This is a genomic window from Sulfitobacter sp. S190 (assembly GCF_025141935.1).
Classification (GTDB): domain Bacteria; phylum Pseudomonadota; class Alphaproteobacteria; order Rhodobacterales; family Rhodobacteraceae; genus Sulfitobacter.
On the sequence record NZ_CP081120.1, the window covers coordinates 3,117,752 to 3,134,453 of the forward strand.

Annotated in this window: 15 protein-coding genes; 7 read left to right on the top strand and 8 right to left on the bottom strand. The window is 60.5% G+C overall.

What is annotated here, in order from left to right:
• Positions 1-16: 16 nt before the first annotated feature.
• The 3 genes from K3756_RS15510 to K3756_RS15520 form a co-directional block, all read right to left on the bottom strand.
• Positions 17-802 (bottom strand): Fpg/Nei family DNA glycosylase, encoded by a 786-nt coding sequence (locus K3756_RS15510; protein WP_259988947.1) that lies wholly within the window; start codon positions 800-802, stop codon positions 17-19.
• Positions 795-2,126: an NAD(P)-dependent oxidoreductase gene (locus K3756_RS15515; RefSeq protein ID WP_259988949.1), complete on the bottom strand. Its 1,332-nt coding sequence runs from the start codon at positions 2,124-2,126 to the stop codon at positions 795-797. The genes K3756_RS15510 and K3756_RS15515 overlap by 8 nt, the downstream gene beginning before the upstream one ends.
• 128 nt (positions 2,127-2,254) lie before the next feature.
• Positions 2,255-2,899, bottom strand: coding sequence for an arylesterase (locus K3756_RS15520; protein ID WP_259988951.1), 645 nt, complete (start codon positions 2,897-2,899; stop codon positions 2,255-2,257).
• Positions 2,900-2,948: 49 nt separating this feature from the next.
• Between K3756_RS15520 and K3756_RS15525 the strand changes: the two genes are divergently transcribed.
• Genes K3756_RS15525 through K3756_RS15535 form a run of 3 tightly spaced genes read left to right on the top strand, consistent with a single transcriptional unit; the run spans position 2,949 to position 7,085 of the window.
• Positions 2,949-3,617, top strand: coding sequence for an ABC transporter ATP-binding protein (locus K3756_RS15525; RefSeq protein ID WP_259988953.1), 669 nt, complete (start codon positions 2,949-2,951; stop codon positions 3,615-3,617).
• Positions 3,614-6,130 carry an ABC transporter permease gene (locus K3756_RS15530; protein WP_259988955.1) on the top strand — a complete coding sequence of 839 codons (2,517 nt, stop codon included), beginning with the start codon at positions 3,614-3,616 and terminating at the stop codon, positions 6,128-6,130. The genes K3756_RS15525 and K3756_RS15530 overlap by 4 nt, the downstream gene beginning before the upstream one ends.
• A 58-nt stretch (positions 6,131-6,188) precedes the next feature.
• Positions 6,189-7,085: an inositol monophosphatase gene (locus K3756_RS15535; protein WP_259988957.1), complete on the top strand. Its 897-nt coding sequence runs from the start codon at positions 6,189-6,191 to the stop codon at positions 7,083-7,085.
• Here the strand turns inward: K3756_RS15535 and K3756_RS15540 are convergent.
• Positions 7,082-7,447 carry a glycine cleavage system protein H gene (locus tag K3756_RS15540; protein WP_259988960.1) on the bottom strand — a complete coding sequence of 122 codons (366 nt, stop codon included), beginning with the start codon at positions 7,445-7,447 and terminating at the stop codon, positions 7,082-7,084. The genes K3756_RS15535 and K3756_RS15540 overlap by 4 nt on opposite strands.
• Before the next feature lie 128 nt (positions 7,448-7,575).
• Between K3756_RS15540 and K3756_RS15545 the strand changes: the two genes are divergently transcribed.
• Positions 7,576-8,130 carry a gamma-glutamylcyclotransferase family protein gene (locus K3756_RS15545; protein WP_259988962.1) on the top strand — a complete coding sequence of 185 codons (555 nt, stop codon included), beginning with the start codon at positions 7,576-7,578 and terminating at the stop codon, positions 8,128-8,130.
• Positions 8,131-8,174: 44 nt separating this feature from the next.
• On the opposite strand, the gene gltX is transcribed toward K3756_RS15545, so the two are convergent.
• Positions 8,175-9,515, bottom strand: coding sequence for a glutamate--tRNA ligase (gene gltX / locus K3756_RS15550; RefSeq protein WP_259988964.1), 1,341 nt, complete (start codon positions 9,513-9,515; stop codon positions 8,175-8,177).
• 148 nt (positions 9,516-9,663) lie between these two features.
• On the opposite strand from gltX, the gene K3756_RS15555 reads away from it, so the two are divergent.
• On the top strand, positions 9,664-10,590 hold the full coding sequence (locus K3756_RS15555; protein ID WP_259988966.1) for an MBL fold metallo-hydrolase: 927 nt from the start codon (positions 9,664-9,666) through the stop codon (positions 10,588-10,590).
• A 19-nt stretch (positions 10,591-10,609) separates the two neighbouring features.
• Here K3756_RS15555 and K3756_RS15560 read toward each other — a convergent pair whose 3' ends face one another.
• Both K3756_RS15560 and K3756_RS15565 read right to left on the bottom strand, forming a co-directional pair.
• On the bottom strand, positions 10,610-11,419 hold the full coding sequence (locus K3756_RS15560; protein ID WP_259988968.1) for a PHB depolymerase family esterase: 810 nt from the start codon (positions 11,417-11,419) through the stop codon (positions 10,610-10,612).
• A gap of 76 nt (positions 11,420-11,495) precedes the next feature.
• Positions 11,496-13,154 (bottom strand): NAD+ synthase, encoded by a 1,659-nt coding sequence (locus tag K3756_RS15565; RefSeq protein ID WP_259988970.1) that lies wholly within the window; start codon positions 13,152-13,154, stop codon positions 11,496-11,498.
• 170 nt (positions 13,155-13,324) lie between these two features.
• On the opposite strand from K3756_RS15565, the gene K3756_RS15570 reads away from it, so the two are divergent.
• Together K3756_RS15570 and K3756_RS15575 are read left to right on the top strand one after the other, a co-directional pair.
• On the top strand, positions 13,325-14,773 hold the full coding sequence (locus tag K3756_RS15570; protein ID WP_259988972.1) for an MORN repeat-containing protein: 1,449 nt from the start codon (positions 13,325-13,327) through the stop codon (positions 14,771-14,773).
• A 58-nt stretch (positions 14,774-14,831) separates the two neighbouring features.
• Positions 14,832-16,019: an MFS transporter gene (locus K3756_RS15575; RefSeq protein ID WP_259988973.1), complete on the top strand. Its 1,188-nt coding sequence runs from the start codon at positions 14,832-14,834 to the stop codon at positions 16,017-16,019.
• Here K3756_RS15575 and K3756_RS15580 read toward each other — a convergent pair.
• Entirely contained in the window at positions 15,972-16,700 is a 729-nt protein-coding gene (locus K3756_RS15580; RefSeq protein ID WP_259988974.1) for a helix-turn-helix transcriptional regulator, read from the bottom strand. The genes K3756_RS15575 and K3756_RS15580 overlap by 48 nt on opposite strands.
• Positions 16,701-16,702: the final 2 nt, after the last annotated feature.

Genomic DNA, 16,702 nt, shown 5'->3' on the forward strand with positions numbered 1-16,702 from the left:
ATCGGTGGTGGCCGCCCTACGCGGTCTTTTGGTGGTTCGGGCAAAAATACGATGTTCTGCCCCCTACTGTCTTCTTGTCTATCGTGCCGTCACAAATGGTGCAGGCGTCGCCTGCTTCGCGGTGATGGATGAGCCACTCCTGCGGCAGCTTTTCGTAACTTGCGCCCGTGTCCACAACGGCCTGTAGCGTTTCCAGAACAGCCTTGTGCAGGTTACGCACACGGTCCGGCGAAAGGTCGACCGCCCGCGCATCCGGCGCGATGCCGCTGCGGTACAGCGCCTCGTCCGCCCAGAGATTGCCCACCCCCGCCAGTTTTTTCTGGCTGAGCAGCGCAGATTTTACGGCACCCTTCGTTGCGCCGACAGACTGCGAAAACGCATTATCCCCGATTGTCAGTGCATCAGGTCCGAGACCCTTTTCAGAGACGAAGTCATCCACATCTTCGATGAGTTCAATATGCCCGAACTTCCTCGGATCGCGAAAGTGCAACACGCTACCCCCCTCGAAGTGGACCGAGAAGCGGACGTAGTCAGGCAGATCCTGCGACGCATCAAGCACACGAATGGATCCGGCCATGCCCAGATGAATATGTAGCCAAGGCCCGTCTTTTGACCCCGCAAAAATGTATTTCCCATGCCTGTGCGTGCGGGTGAATTGCGTCCCGATCAGCCGCGCGCGGTCATCTTCATCGGGCAGGTCCATGTGGCTGACCTCCCCGAGAGTGATTTCCTCGATTGTGCGGTTCAGCGCGCCCCGCTCTATCCGTTGGCGCGCCGCTTCCGCTTCGGGAAGCTCAGGCATTGCCGGCGACCAGCGCCGCATGAATGTCCATGGCTGCATCGCGCCCTTCGGCAACAGCCGTCACCGTCAGGTCATCTCCCCCCGATGCGCAATCACCGCCTGCCCACACACCGTCAACGCTTGTACGGCCCCGTGCATCCACCCTGATCTTTCGGTGCTTGAGCGCGGGAAGATCATCGCCTTCCAGTGTCTGACCGATGGCCCGAAGCACCTGATCCGCTGCCAGACGCAATGTCTGGCCGGTTGGAGCCATATCTTCACCGACGTAGTCGAATTCGATCTCGCGCACTGCGCCATTGCCGTGAACGGCCTTCGGCTGTGCACGGGTTACAATCCGCACGCCCTTCGATGCCGCAAGATCTTGCTCGAACACGCTTGCGTTCATGCGGTCGCGGCCACGGCGATACACCAAGGTCACGTTCAACGCTCCCAGCAACTTGGACTGTACCGCTGCATCAATTGCCGTCATCCCGCCGCCGATCACCACGACATCGCGGCCCACCGGCACGGATTTCAGGTCATCTGCCTGACGCAGGTCGGAAATGAAATCCACCGCGTCGAGCACGCCGTCCTTGTCGGCACCTTCCACGCCCAAACCATTGACGCCGCCCAGCCCCATGCCAAGGAAAACGGCATCGTGATCCGCCTTCAACTGGTCCAAGGTGATATGCTCGCCCAGCGCCTTGCCTGTCTCGATGGTGATCCCGCCGATCTTGAGCAACCAGTCAACCTCGGCTTGGGCAAAATCATGCGGTGTCTTGTATGCCGCGATGCCGTACTCGTTCAGCCCACCGGCCTTCTGGCGCGCATCATAGACAACGACCGCATGGCCGTGCATCGCCAGCCGGTGCGCACAGGAAAGACCGGCAGGTCCCGCTCCGACAACAGCAACAGTCTTGCCCGTAGGAGCCGCCCGCGTGAAGGGATGTGTGCCCTCGGCTTGCAGATGGTCCGTGGCGTAGCGCTGCAACTGGCCGATCAAGACCGGCTTGCCCTCGGCCACCTCGCGGACACAGACTTCTTCACAAAGCTGCTCTGTTGGACAGACCCGCGCGCACATACCGCCCAGAATGTTTTGGCTCAGGATCGTCTTCGCCGCTGCGTCCGGTGTACCGGTAGCAATTTGCCGAATGAAAAGCGGGATATCGATGTCGGTGGGGCATGCGGTTATGCATGGTGCATCGTGGCAGAAGTAGCATCTATCGGCAGCGACGACTGCTTCGTGAGCGTCGAGCGGCGGATGCAGGTCGGAGAAATGATCTGCATAGCTTTGTGCGTCCAATCGTCCTGCCTGTACGCCCGGTTCAAATACCTTCTCAGCCATTCTTCATCCTCTGCCTAGCAAGTCTGGGTTGAGAAACGCTGGCACAGGATAATTTTTTTATCAACTGGTAAAATTTGGTGAGCCGGATTTTATCCGCTCGGACGCACAGGATTTGGGCATTTGCGGGCTCAGGTATCGCGGGCTGCGGCCACAAGCGCGAGGACCTTCGGGCCAAGTGCATCAACGATTAGTGCGACACCTTCTGCATTCGGGTGGATCCCGTCAGGCTGAAACCACGATCGCAATTGCGCAGGCGCATCAGTGCCCGCAACCGCAATCAGGCCCTCGAAGAAATTGCGCATCAAAAGCGTGCCGTACTGGGCTGCCAGATCGGGGTAGAGAGCATCGAAGCTAGTCTTGTAGCTTTCCCCGAAGTTTCCGGGCGCCTCCATCCCCACCAAAAGCACCTCGACATCGGCGGTCTGGGCAGCTTGCAGAATGCCGTCGACATTGGCGCGGGCTTGCTCCGGCGGCAGTCCGCGGAGCAGATCATTGCCGCCAAGCGCGACGATCATTGCGTCGACCTGTGGCGTGAGGGTCCAACCCACACGCGCCAATCCACCCGCAGTCGTATCACCGGACACACCTGCGTTGATCAGTGTCACCTCGGCATTCCTGTCATCGAGCCAGCGCTGCAATTGCGGAACCAGACCCTGTTCAGCAGGGAGCCCGTACCCTTGGGTCAGGCTGTCGCCCAATGCGGCGATCACGATCTCCTCGGCTGTGGCGGGTGTGGCCATCAACAGCATAATCAGACCCCAAACCTTGCGCATCCGACTTTCTCCTCCATATCCCAAGGGGCAGTGCAGATCAGAGGCCCCGATGACCGAACCAATCTTTTCACTCAAAGATGCAGCGTTGCGGCTGAATGGCAATGCCGGACCGGTCGACATCCTGCACGGCATAACGCTCGACATCAATCAGGGCGAAAGCGTCGGGCTGATCGGGCCATCCGGATCGGGCAAGTCTTCGTTGTTGATGATTATGGGCGGGCTGGAGCAGGCCAGCGGTGGCAGCGTTCATGCGATGGGCGCCGATCTGACAGCGATGGACGAAGATGCGCTCGCGCGATTTCGGCGTGACCGCATGGGTATCGTGTTTCAGAGTTTTCATCTGATCCCGACAATGACCGCACTGGAGAACGTGGCCACCCCGCTCGAAATTGCGGGGCATACAGATGCCTTTGACCGCGCGTCCGAGGCCTTGGCCGCTGTCGGGCTGGCATCGCGTGCGGGCCACTATCCGGCCCAGCTTTCCGGCGGCGAGCAGCAACGCGTGGCACTCGCTCGCGCCACGGCCCCACGGCCCTCAATCCTTTTGGCAGACGAGCCGACAGGCAATCTGGACAGTGCCAACGGAACCGCCATCATGGATTTGTTGTTCGACCTGCGGGATCGCCACGGCTCGACCCTTGTTCTGGTAACACACGCGGATGACCTTGCCGCCCGGTGTGATCGCGTCATCGCCCTGCGCGACGGCCAGATCGCATGAGTGTCAGACTTGCGTCTCGTCTGGCTTGGCGTGAACTACGCGGCGGTTTGCGTGGCTTTCGGCTCTTTCTGGCGTGCCTCGCTCTCGGCGTCGCGGCGATCGCCGCCGTCGGGTCGGTAAGATCGGGAATCGAGGCGGGGCTTGCCCGCGAGGGCGCGGCGTTGCTGGGTGGGGATGCGGAAATTGAATTTACCTACCGTTTCGCGACCGAACCTGAACGCGCATGGATGCGTGACAAAGCCGAGGCCGTTTCAGAGGTCGCCGAATTCCGGTCGATGGCAACGGTGGGCGAAGATCGCGCCCTGACGCAGGTCAAGGCAATCGATGCCCGGTATCCGCTGGTTGGCGACGTCGTCCTTCAACCCGACATTCCGTTGAGCGACGCGTTGTCTGTGGTCGACGGCATACCGGGCGCCGCGATGGAAACCGCACTGATCGACCGTTTGGGCCTGACGGTTGGCGAACCCTTTTCGCTGGGAACACAGACGTATCAACTGCGCGCGGTGCTTGTGCGCGAACCCGATAGTGCCGCCGCGGGCTTTGCGCTCGGTCCGCGTACACTCGTCACCCGCGATAGTCTTGAAGTCTCCGGTCTGCTTGCCCCAGGCACCCTTTTCAACAGCAAATACCGTCTGGCCCTGCCGGATACTGCATCTTTGGACGACATGGAAGCGGAGCTCAAATCCACCTTCGAAAACAGTGGTCTGCGCTGGCGCGACGCCCGCAACGGCGCGCCGGGCGTCGCCCAATTCGTTAACAGGCTCAGCGCATTCCTGATCCTTGTCGGACTGTCGGGCCTTGCCGTTGGCGGGGTCGGCGTATCAGCCGCCGTGCGCAGCTATCTGGGCCGCAAAGTGGCCGTCATTGCGACCTTGCGCGCCCTTGGCGCCGACCGCGCGACAATTTTCCAGACATACTTTTTCCAGATCGGCGGCCTGTCTTTGCTGGGGGTTACAATCGGTGTCATTCTCGGCGCGACAGCACCGCTTTTGCTGGCCCCCCTGCTTGAATCGAGACTACCGGTTCCCGCCGCCTTCGCAGTGTTCCCCGCGCCTCTTATCGAAGCAGCTCTCTACGGGATACTGACGGCTTTCGTTTTCACGCTCTGGCCCTTGGCACGCACCGAACAGATACGCGCGGCAACATTGTTTCGTGACGCATGGGCCGGTGCGGCGCGGTGGCCGTCGTGGCCTTTCATTGCGGCGACTTTGGCATGTGTCGCGTTGCTCGTGACCTTGGCCGGTTGGTTCAACGGGAGCTGGTGGATCACCCTGTGGACATTGGGCGGGATAGCGGGCGCACTCTTTCTGCTGATGCTGACTGCGGCCGCGATAAGGTTTGGGGCACGCCGCCTTGTCCGTTTTGCGCGGGGCCGCCCGCGCCTGCGGTGGGCAATGGCCGCAATTGGCGGCAACGGGGAAGGTGCCACGGCTGTGGTCCTTTCGCTTGGTCTTGGGCTTTCTGTTTTGGCAGCGGTGGGCCAGATCGATGGTAATTTGAGACAGGCGATTTCCGGCAATCTGCCAGAGGTCGCGCCCAGCTATTTCTTTGTCGACATCCAGCAGGCGCAAATGGCCGGCTATACACAGCGGCTCGAAACAGACCCCGCAGTCAGCCGCATCGACAGCGCGCCAATGTTGCGCGGCATCATCACGCAGATCAACGGAAAGCCTGCCGCCGGGACCGCGGGCGATCACTGGGTGCTGGAAGGAGACCGCGGCGTGACCTATGCCGCAGCGCCCGGCGACAAGGCCAACATCACCCGCGGAGACTGGTGGCCCGAGGACTACGACGGCCCCCCGCTGATAAGTTTTGCCGCAGAAGAAGCCGAAGAAATGGGACTGGAACTGGGCGACACGCTCACGGTTAATATTCTGGGGCGCGACATCACCGGCACCATCGCAAATTTTCAGGAGGTCGATTTCTCTACAGCAGGCATCGGGTTTATCCTCACGATGAACCCAGCAGCACTCGCAGGGGCGCCGCACACTTTCATTTCCACCGTCTACGCCGAACCCGAGGCGGAAGCGGCGATACTGCGCGATCTTGCGTCGGCCTATCCGAATATTACCGCGATCCGCGTACGCGATGCGATTGACCGTGTGGCGGACGTGCTGGCGGGGCTCGCCGCGGCAACGTCCTACGGCGCGGCAGCGACATTGCTCACGGGCTTTCTGGTCTTGATCGGTGCAGCGGCGGCTGGTGCCGATGCCCGGACCTTCGAAGCTGCCGTTTTGAAAACACTAGGCGCATCACGGCGCACGATTGCGGCAAGTTTCATCCTGCGCGCGGCCCTCCTTGGTCTGGCCGCAGGATCGGTGGCCCTGCTGGCCGGAATACTGGGCGGTTGGGCGGTCAGCCGGTTCGTGATGGAAACGGACTATACCGTCATCTGGTCGTCGGCGGTTCTGATTATTTCCGGAGGTATCATTGCGACCGTCTTGGCCGGGCTCGGCTTTGCGCGCAGGGCGCTTGTGGCACGTCCCGCGCAGGTTTTGCGAGCGAGCGAGTAAGCCGCGCCCCTTGCCCTGCGAGCCGCGCCCGTTACAACAGACCTGCAAGGAGCCCTCAATGACCAACAGCCTGCCCGCCCCACTCGCACCTGCCCTTAGTCCAGCGCAGCGGCGCCAGATCATCAATGTGGTCCGCCGTGCCGCGCGCGCTGAAATCCTGCCGCGCTTTCGCAAACTCGCGGCTGGCGACATCCGTACAAAGGCGGATGACGCGGATCTCGTGACAGATGCGGACATAGCGGCAGAGGCAATGATCGCGCGCGCTTTGCAGATTGCGTTCCCGCACGCGCTGGTCATCGGGGAAGAGGCCGCAACAGACAAACCTGAAATTCTGGATCAGATCGGCCAGGCCCAGCTTGCCTTCCATATCGATCCTGTCGACGGCACCTGGAACTTTGCCAAGGGCTTGCACACTTTTGGCGTGATCATCGCAGCCACGCGATATGGCCAACCGGTTTTCGGTCTGATCTACGATCCTGTCTCTGATGATTGGGCAATTGCATCCGAGGAAACGGAGGCCCAGTTACAACGCCCGATCGGCCCCGCCGAAACGCTTAAGGTATCGATGGGCAAACCGCTCGAAGACTTGACGGGGTTGCTGCCACTTTGGTTGTTCCCCAAGGACAAGCAGGCACAGATCGCTGCGACACTGCCGGGATTTGCCAGCGTCACGTCGCTGCGGTGTTCGGCGCATGAATACCGCATGGTCGCGCAGGGGCATGTCGATTTCACCCTGTCCGCCAGCCTGAATTCCTGGGATCACGCCGCAGGTGCGCTGATCTGCGCACAGGCCGGCGCCCATGTCGAAATGCTCGACGGGGGTGACTACAGCGCCGCGCGCCAGCACGGGTATCTGCTTGTCGCACCGGACAAAATCACCTGGAACAAATTGCGCAAGACTTTCGCGTTCCTGCTTGCCGAAACCGACGGCGGCGCAGATATGGCGTCGTCCTAGCGGGCGAACTTCTGGTAGGCACCTTCGTCCATCAGATCGTCGAGCGCGGAGATGTCCTCAAGCGCCATGCGGAACAGCCATCCTTCGCCCTGCGGATCGTCACTCAATACGTCGAGATCGTCCAGCAATCGGGTGTTCACCTCGACGACTTCGCCATCCAGAGGGGCAAGAATATCGACCGTATCGTCGCTGCCTTCGATCACCACAACCGGATCGTCGGCGGACAGGGTGTCACCTTCTTCGGGCAACTCGATGAACGTCGCTTCGCCCAATTCGGCCATCGCATGCGATGACAGGCCAACCGTGACTTCGTCGCCGTCCTCTTCCTGACGCAACCAGATGTGTTCTTCGGTGAATTTCATGTGCACCCCCGTCCGTTTCTTTCGTACTGACAAACTGCAGCGCCGTTGACAACAGGTTGCCGCGGACTTGTCCCCGCGTGAGCAGAATGATTATCTCCGGCCAATGGTTCCAAGGGCAAAGGACGGCCATGCATCCCTATTTTTTCGGCTATGGCAGCTTGGTCAACCGCGCGACGCAGCAGTATCCCGATGCGCAGACCGCGCAGCTTCATGGTTGGCGGCGCGAATGGGTCCGCACGGATTTGCGCGATGTCGTCTTTCTCAGCGTCAAACCAGCGCCGGGCTGCGTGATTGACGGATTGATCGCGGCGGTCCCGGGCGCGGATTGGCACGCGCTCGATGCGCGCGAAACGGGATACGGTCGTGTCCAGAGCGGCAGCGCCGTCGCCCATGCCATCACACCCGCACCTCAGATCGCGCATTATTGCATCCCCGCGCAGAGCCAAAGACGCGGTGGTGACCACAAGATTTTGCTGAGCTATCTGGATGTGGTCGTACAGGGGTTCTTGCGCGAATTCGGGTCTCAGGGTGTCGCTCAATTCTTTGCAACGACTGACGGTTGGGACACGCCGGTGCTGAATGATCGTGCCAATCCGATCTACCCGCGCGCACAGATGCTCAGCGCTGATGAAATGCGTTTGGTGGACACGCATCTGGCCGCCATTGGCAAGCAGCCGGACTGAAAATGCGCGGCACTAAAGATGCCGCGCATTCAACTATCTCCGGATCAGGCTGACCCGCGGGCCTTTACGACCTGCAACAGCGGCATGACCTGGCTCATATCGGGGCCGTGCTGCTGTCCTGTCAGCGCCTTGCGCAACGGCATGAAAAGCGCTTTGCCTTTGCGGCCTGTCTTTTCTTTCACCGCGGCTGTCCAGTTGCCCCACGTGTTGTCATCGAACGGCGCTTGCGGGAGCAACTCCAGCGCTTCGGCAACAAAATCGCGGTCTTCGTCGTCGATGACGGGCTCAGCGCCTTCGCTGAACATCGCCCACCATCCGGCCAGGTCATGCAGCGTCGTGACGTTTTCGCGTGTCACGTCCCAGAACCGCGTGGCCTGTGCATCAGGAACGCCCGCCGCCCGAACGGCATCCGCGACCTCGGCCAGAGACAGCGTTTGCAGATAGCGCGCGGTCAGCGGTTTGAGATCTTCCGCGTCAAACTTGGTCGGTGCGGAACCGAACCGTGATATATCGAAACCGTCGATCAGTGTTTGCATATCGGTGCGCAGTTCGACCGGATCGCTGGATCCCAGACGTGACATCAGGCTCAACAGCGCCTGCGGTGCTATGCCCTGCGCACGCAAGTCTTTCAGCGCAAGGGTACCAAGACGTTTGGACAGCGCCTCACCCTGCGGACCGGTCAGCAACGAGTGATGCGCGAACTGTGGCACTTCACCGCCAAGCGCCTGCATGATCTGGATTTGCGTGCCGGTGTTGGTCACGTGATCCGAACCCCGAACCACATGTGTAACGCCCATTTCGGTGTCGTCGACAACGGATGCCAGCGTATACAGGATTTGCCCGTCGCCGCGGATCAGAACCGGGTCGGAAACGGATGCGCCGTCGATCGACACGTCCCCAAGGATGCCATCATTCCAAACGATGCGTTCCTGAAGCAGTTTGAACCGCCAGACACCATCGCCGCGTTCGGCGCGCAACGCCTCCTTTTCAGCCTCATCCAGTGACAATGCCGCGCGGTCGTATACGGGCGGCTTGCCCATATTCAGCTGCTTCTTGCGCTTGAGGTCGAGCTCCGTCGGTGTCTCGAACGCTTCATAGAAACGGTCCATATCGCGCAGTTGCTGCGCGGCCGCTTCGTATTTTTCCAGCCTCGACGACTGGCGTTCCACACGGTCCCAATGCAGCCCGAGCCAATCGAGATCGCGTTTGATCCCGTCGACGTATTCCTCTTTCGATCTGTTCGGATCGGTATCATCGATGCGCAGGATGAACTCGCCTCCCGCCTTGCGGGCGATAAGGTAATTCATGAGCGCCGTGCGCAGATTGCCTACGTGAATCCAGCCGGTGGGCGAGGGCGCGAAACGTGTAATGGTCTTTGCGGACATATGTGCCTCCTGTTGGTGGCTGACTGTCATAGCAATCCCCGTTTGTCCAGTTATCCGCCCAGCCACGCATCCGTGAACGGCCAATCACGGGACATACGGCGCAGTCGCTCTAGGTTTGAAAGCGTCCTATATCAAACGGAGGTAAGAAATGTCCCGATCCCCCATCCTGTCCCGCCGCGCCGCCCTTGTGGGTGCTGCCGCAGTGCCATTGGCCGCGGCAAGCGGCACAATCGCGCGCGCCAAAGCCCCCATGATGGAGGCAGGCAGTGCCCCTTACCAACGCGTGAAGCTGGGCCAGTTCGACGTCACCACTCTGCTCGCCGGCAGCCGCGCAGTCGAAGGGCCGCACAATATTTTCGGCATGAACGTCGATAAGGAAACATTCGAAGAAGTTTCGGCCCAGGCGAACCTGCCGACCGACGCCGCGCAGTTTTTCTTTACGCCGACTGTCATCAACACCGGAAACGAGTTGATCCTTTTCGACACCGGGCTTTCCGGCGCCGGGACCACAGCGGCGCTTGAAGCTGCGGGCTACACCGCAGATCAGGTCGATGTGGTCGTCTTGACCCACATGCATGGCGATCACATTGGCGGCCTGAGCACCGACGGAACAAAGACCTTCGCGAATGCCCGGTATGTCACCGGCAGCGCGGAATTCGACGCGTGGTCCAAGGCCGACAACGAAGGGTTCGACACCAAGGTCAAACCGCTGGCCGAAGAAATGACAATGCTGGACGATGGCGGCAGTGTTGCCTCTGGCGTGACCGCAATGGCGGCGTTCGGGCACACGCCCGGGCATATGGCATATCGCATTGAGTCGGACGGTAACCAGTTGGTCCTCGGCGCCGATTTTGCCAATCACTACGTCTGGTCGCTGGCGCATCCCGATTGGGAAGTGAAATTCGATATGGACAAAGCCGCCGCCGCGCAGACCCGGCGCAAAATGCTCGACATGATGGCAGCAGACGCGATCCCCTTCGTGGGCTATCACATGCCGTGGCCCGCGTTTGGCTACGTCGAGAAGAGCGGCGAGAACTACGCCTATGTGCCGCACACCTATCAGCTGTTGCTGTAAGGCTTCCGGCAGGGCTGCGTCAAAGCTGCCCTGCCGCCCTGAGCCGGTCGATACCGTGGCCGAGGTATTCGGTTCTGAACGAATGGCCCCCCTCGAACAGGCAGAAATCCAGAATAGCGCCTGTTGCGTTTGATCTTTCCTCGCAACGCAACATTGCAGTCGTGTCTTTCGCGGGCTCCGCAAATTTCCCGTGGGTCGCATAGCTCGCGAGCGCTTCGCTCACTTCGCCCTGCTTTGTTTCTCCGATCCGACGGCCATCCAGCGGTACAGTTGAATCGTCATCGCCGTGGATGTGCACAATGCTCGCCACGGGCATGGCGCATGTCTCCGGCGGCTTGAGCCAATACGTCCCCGAGATCGGAACGAACCCCGCAAACGTCTCAGGCCGCGCGCAGGCAAGGTTCCAGACCATCATCCCGCCCGCGCTGAAACCGGAGGCGACCAGATGGTCCGCATCGATGTTGAAACGCGCGACTGCGTCCGCGATGACGGCATCGTAGTAGGCGAATTCCTCGGCACCGGTGCTGTCCATGGTGCCCGGCCCGTTAGGCAGGTTCCATGAACCGTCAATTCCCTGCATGCCGATCAGGGCAAGCCCTTGGTCATGCACCATCTTGCGCAGGCTGCCGTTGCGCATCACGCCTTCGGCGGACCCGCGGTATCCGTGCGACCACAGGACCGCGCCGATGGGGTCGCCTGCGTTGTGACCTTCGGGCAGGGAAATGCGGTAGATACGGTCCCCAACGCGGCAGTCGGTGTCCTGGCCGCACGCTACGACGGGCGCGGCAAACACACTGGCAAGAACGGCAATCAACGATGCAAGGCGCATGGCAACAAACTCCTGTATGACTTCCCTAGATGTGACGCGGTGGCGGCCAAAGGGCAAATCACGCAGCCGTTACGCGTCAGCTCGGGTCACGCCAGCGATTGACGATGGGATAACGCCGGTCGAGCCAGAACGCGCCTTTGGTCAGCCGCGCACCCGGCGCCGACTGGAACCGCTTATACTCCGATATGTAGATCAGGTGTTCCACCTTCTTGGCGGTTTCACGATCAAACCCTTCCGCCACACAATCGGCGATCGATCCGTCCTCATCCACGAGGATTTCCAGAATGCGGTCGAGAACAGGGTAGTCCGGCAAGCTGTCGCTGTCTTTTTGATCATCGCGCAATTCGGCTGACGGTGCCTTTGTGATGATATTATCCGGAATGACCTGCCCTGCCGGACCCATCATCCAGTCGTGGTGATTGGCGTTGCGCCAGCGGCAGGTCTCGAACACCCGCATCTTGTAGAGATCCTTGATCGGATTGTATCCGCCGGACATATCTCCGTAGATCGTGGCATAGCCCACTGCGACCTCGGACTTATTGCCGGTTGTCAGCAGCATCTCACCAAACTTGTTGCTGAGGGCCATCAGCAGAAGCCCCCGCAAGCGAGATTGGATATTCTCTTCGGTCAGCCCTTCGTCGGTGCCTTCGAACAAAGGTGCGAGTGTGGCCGTGATCGCGTCGCGGCCCTGTTTGATCGGCACAAAGTCATAGCGCACGCCCAGCGCCTGCACACAGGCTTCGGCGTCATCCAAAGACGCCTGACTCGTATATTCAGACGGCAGCATGACGCAGCGCACGTTTTCGGAGCCCAGAGCATCGGTCGCGATGGTCGCGACAAGCGCCGAGTCAATGCCGCCCGACATGCCCAGCAGAACCTTCTTGAACCCCGTCTTGCGCATGTAATCGCGCAGCGCCTGCACCATTACACGGTAATCCTGTGTCCATTCATCCGGCTGGCTGATCTTTTCGCCGTCGACAATCCGCCAACCTTCGGGCCGCCGCTCCAGATCCACATGGGTAATGGCGCTGTCAAACGTCGGCATCTGGAACGCCAGTTGGCCGCCGGGATTAAGCCCGAAGCTCGCCCCGTCAAAAACCTGATCGTCCTGCCCTCCCACCATATTCAGATAGATGAGCGGTATTTCCGTTTCCACGACACGCGCCACCATATGGTTCAGCCGCATCTCGAATTTACCGCGGTAATAGGGCGACCCGTTGGGCACCAGCAGGAATTCGGCACCCGTTTCGGCAAGTGTTTCGGCGACATCCTCATGCCAAGCGTCTTCACAAATCGGACTGCCGATACGCGTGTTGCCGACGGAGTAAGGGCCCCCCAGAGGCCCGCTGTCGAACACCCTTACCTCGTCAAAGACCGTTTCATTCGGCAGATGATGCTTGAGCGTTCTGCTCGCAATCTTGCCCCCCTTGAGAATGACATAGGCATTGAAAAGTTCGGCACCTTCCGTCCAGGGCGCACCGATGGCGAGCGCGGGCCCGTCGGCGCAATCCGCCGCCAAAGTCTCGAGATGTGTCATCACATCCAGCTGGAACGCGCGTTTCATCACCAGATCCTGCGCATTGTATCCGGCAAGAAACATTTCGGGCAGCGCGACCATGTCGGCCCCTGCGGCGCGGCCTGCTTCCCACGCTTCACGCGCGAGCGCGGCGTTCCCCGCCAGATCGCCGACGGTCGGGTTCAACTGCCCCAGTGTGATGCGAAACCGCTCTGCCATGTGACGCCCTCTCATATGCTTTGAAAGTTGAAATAGCAGATCACCGCGCAAGGGAAAGCCCAAGCACCGCCCCTACACCAAAAGGACATTGCCCCCTTCGGCACGGCTCAGTAGGCTAAACCCAATCGTGGGCGCGGCATCGCACCCGGTATCAAGTCAACAGGACCGCCATGACATTTCGCTCTCTGATCCTTGCCTCGGCCCTCGTTTCGCTGTCGCTATCCCCTGCGTTGGCACAAAATACGCAGGTCCTGTCCAAACAGTACGAAGACGGCGGGGTATACGAGGGAACCTTCAAGGACGGGCTTCAGCATGGCGTGGGCACCTATACCCTGCCCAATGGATACCAGTACTCCGGGGAATGGGTCGAAGGGGAAATTCGCGGTCAGGGCATCGCACGTTTTCCCAACGGCTCCACCTACGAAGGTAGTTTCGCCAAAGGCAAACCCGATGGGATTGGCAAGATCACAACGGCGGATGGCGGCACCTACGAAGGTGAGTGGTCCGATGGTGCCATTCAGGGTGAAGGCGTTTCGATTCACGCCAATGGCGATCGCTACGAAGGAACGTTCCGTAATGGCAAACGCAACGGCAAAGGCGTTCTGCTGACCCCTTCGGGGTACGAATACAAGGGTGATTGGGTCGACGGGGCCGCCACGGGCGTTGCCGTTATCAAAGACGCAGAGGGCGCGATCTATGAAGGCGATGTCAAAGATGGCGTAAGACAGGGTCAGGGCAAACTGACCCATCCCGAAGGCTTCGTTCTCGAAGGAACGTGGGCCGACGGGCAGCTCAATGGATCGGGCAAGATCACACAAGCCAACGGCGACACGTACGAAGGCGATTTGGTCAACGGCCGCCGCGAAGGCAACGGGCGCTCTGTTTCATCCTCCGGTGAAATCTATGAGGGCGCCTATGTCGCGGACCAGCGTGAGGGCCAAGGCACGTTTACCGGCACAGATGGCTATACATACACAGGTGAATGGGTCGCAGGCCAAGCCGAAGGGACCGGCACCGTGACCTATCCCGACGGGTCCGTACAAACCGGCATCTTCAAGGACAACATCGCCGATGGGGAGGGCAAAATTACCTATCCTGACGGGTCGACGTATGAAGGCAACTGGGTTGCTGGCGTGATCGAAGGACAGGGCCGCGCCACCTATCCCAACGGAATGGTGTACGAAGGTAATTTCAAAGACGCGCGCAACGATGGCCAAGGCAAGCTGACGTATCCGGACGGCCGCATCTACGAGGGCAACTGGAAAGACGGTCTGCGTCATGGCCAAGGCCGCGCCACCTATCCCGATGGCAGCGTCTACGAGGGCAACTTCGAGAACGGCAAACGCAGCGGGACAGGCAAAATCACGATGGCCAGCGGATTTGTGTATGAAGGTCAGTGGGCAGATGGGGACATCGAAGGTACCGGCACCGCCACCTATGCGAACGGCGACGTTTACGAAGGCAGCTTTGTGGATGGACAACGCCAGGGTCCGGGCACGATGCGCTATGCCACCGGCGAAGAGGCTACCGGCGCGTGGGAAAACGGAGCATTGGCCGATCCGGATGCAACCAATCCTGCAACAGAAACAACCGGCGACACGACCGAGACAGATGGCTAGGGTTGCGTTTGCGCGACAGTAGCCTCGCATTTTGCGCCAGTTTCATGCCGGTCGCACCGTGATCCCCCTCCGCACACCCGCAGCCCGTGGCACGCTTTTGTTGCTGCTGACCGGCATGCTGGCAACAGCATCGCTGATCCCTTTCATGGGCGTCTATATCGTGCAGGAGCTTGGCCAAGAGCCCCTGATGATCAGCGTCTACGCAGTCACGACGCTGACACTGACATTGCTGGTCAACCGCAACTTTGGCGAGCGGATTGATCGCGGTGACAGGATTGCCCCGCTTCTGATGACATCGATGGGGGCTTTTTCGATTGGTCTGTGCGTCATGCTGATGACCCGGAATTTCTGGGTTCTGCCGATTGTCTGCAGCCCGCTTTTCGCACTCGCAAACGGCGCGGTTTCGACCATGTACAGCTTTGGACGCCTTTCAGCGGAGCGATACGGCTGGGACATTGCGCAGTTCAACAGCTATCTGCGCGCCACGGCTTCACTCGCGTGGATGATCGCGCCGGCTTTTGCATTCTCCGTGGCGGGCGGGCTCGGCAATCGCGCCGTGCCGGTCGTTGCGTTGGTCATGGCGGGGGTTTGGGCATTGCTGTTCTGGCGTGTGATGCCGATGGACTTTGCCAAAGCCCTTGATCCGGTTGACGACACCGGTGCCGCCATTGCCAAGCCCGATCCCTTGCCGGCAATATGGCTGGCTGCTGCTGTCTGTCTGCTTTTCGCGCTGGCCCACAGTGCGACCTCCATGGCTCTCCCGCTTTTTTTCCTCGAAGAGGTCGGGTTGCCCAAATTCGCCCCCGGGCTGGCGTTCTCGGTCAAGACGGGGGTCGAGATTGTCGCGATTCTGTCGACACCAATGCTCATGCGTGTGTTTGGCATCCGGCGCTGTCTCATGATGGCCGGGGCGGTTGCGCTGTTGGCCTTTGTCACGCTGGCACAGACGCGGGGTTTGCCTGGGTTGGTCATCGGCGCCGCGTTGGAGGGGCTTTACTACGGCACCTTTGCCGCGGTGGGTCTGCTCTTTGTCCAGGGGTTTGCGAACGGACGCATGGGGCGTGCGACGTCCTTATATATGAACAGCCTGTTTCTGGGCGGTTTGATCGCAAGCCCCATGATGGGAGCGATTGCCCAGTTCCTGAGTTTTCAGGCCGTGATTTACTCATCAATCGTCTGGGCGCTCGGCGCGCTCGCTTTATTGTTTGCGATGCGGAGCCACAAGATCGCCGCGGTCGAGGGGTAGCCCCCCACCAAAAGTTGCGTCAAACGCTTTGCCACCCTGTTCCGTGAAAGAAATGACGCGGCTTTGCGGCATTCGTCTGGCCCATCCCAGTTCCTCGATCCGTGTCAGCATGGCGCGTCCCAACCCGCCTGCAAGATGGGTGCGGCGTGCACTCCAATCCAGACACGCACGGCATACAGGTGCCCGGGCTTTTTGCAGGGCGGGCAGATCAACGCCGAACGCGACGACAAAGGAATTTCCTTTTTCCGTCAGCGATACATCAGCGGCATCCACGGTCAGATACCCCTCGCGCACCATTGCATCGAACAGGGCGATGCCACGGTTGCCCGCAAGGTGGTTGTAGCAGACCCGCGCCTCGCGCAGCGCGGCATCGCGAGGGCCTGTCCGCGTGCGCAAGTGCCCCTGCCCCGCGGCCAACCCCATCAATGCTTCCAGAACAGCCGCGACCTGCGGCCCCGCCAGCGAGACATATCTGTGCCTGCCCGATTTTTGCACGCGGGTAAGCCCGCCCGCTTCGAGCTTGGCCAGATGGGCGCTTGCAGTCTGCGCGCTGACGCCCGCCTCGGCGGCAAGTTCGGTCGCGGTAAGCGCCTTGCCACTCATCAGCGCGCCCAGAATGTTGGCACGCGCAGGATCACCAATCAGCGCGGCGATACGTGAAATGTCGGGGCCGCCCTTCATAC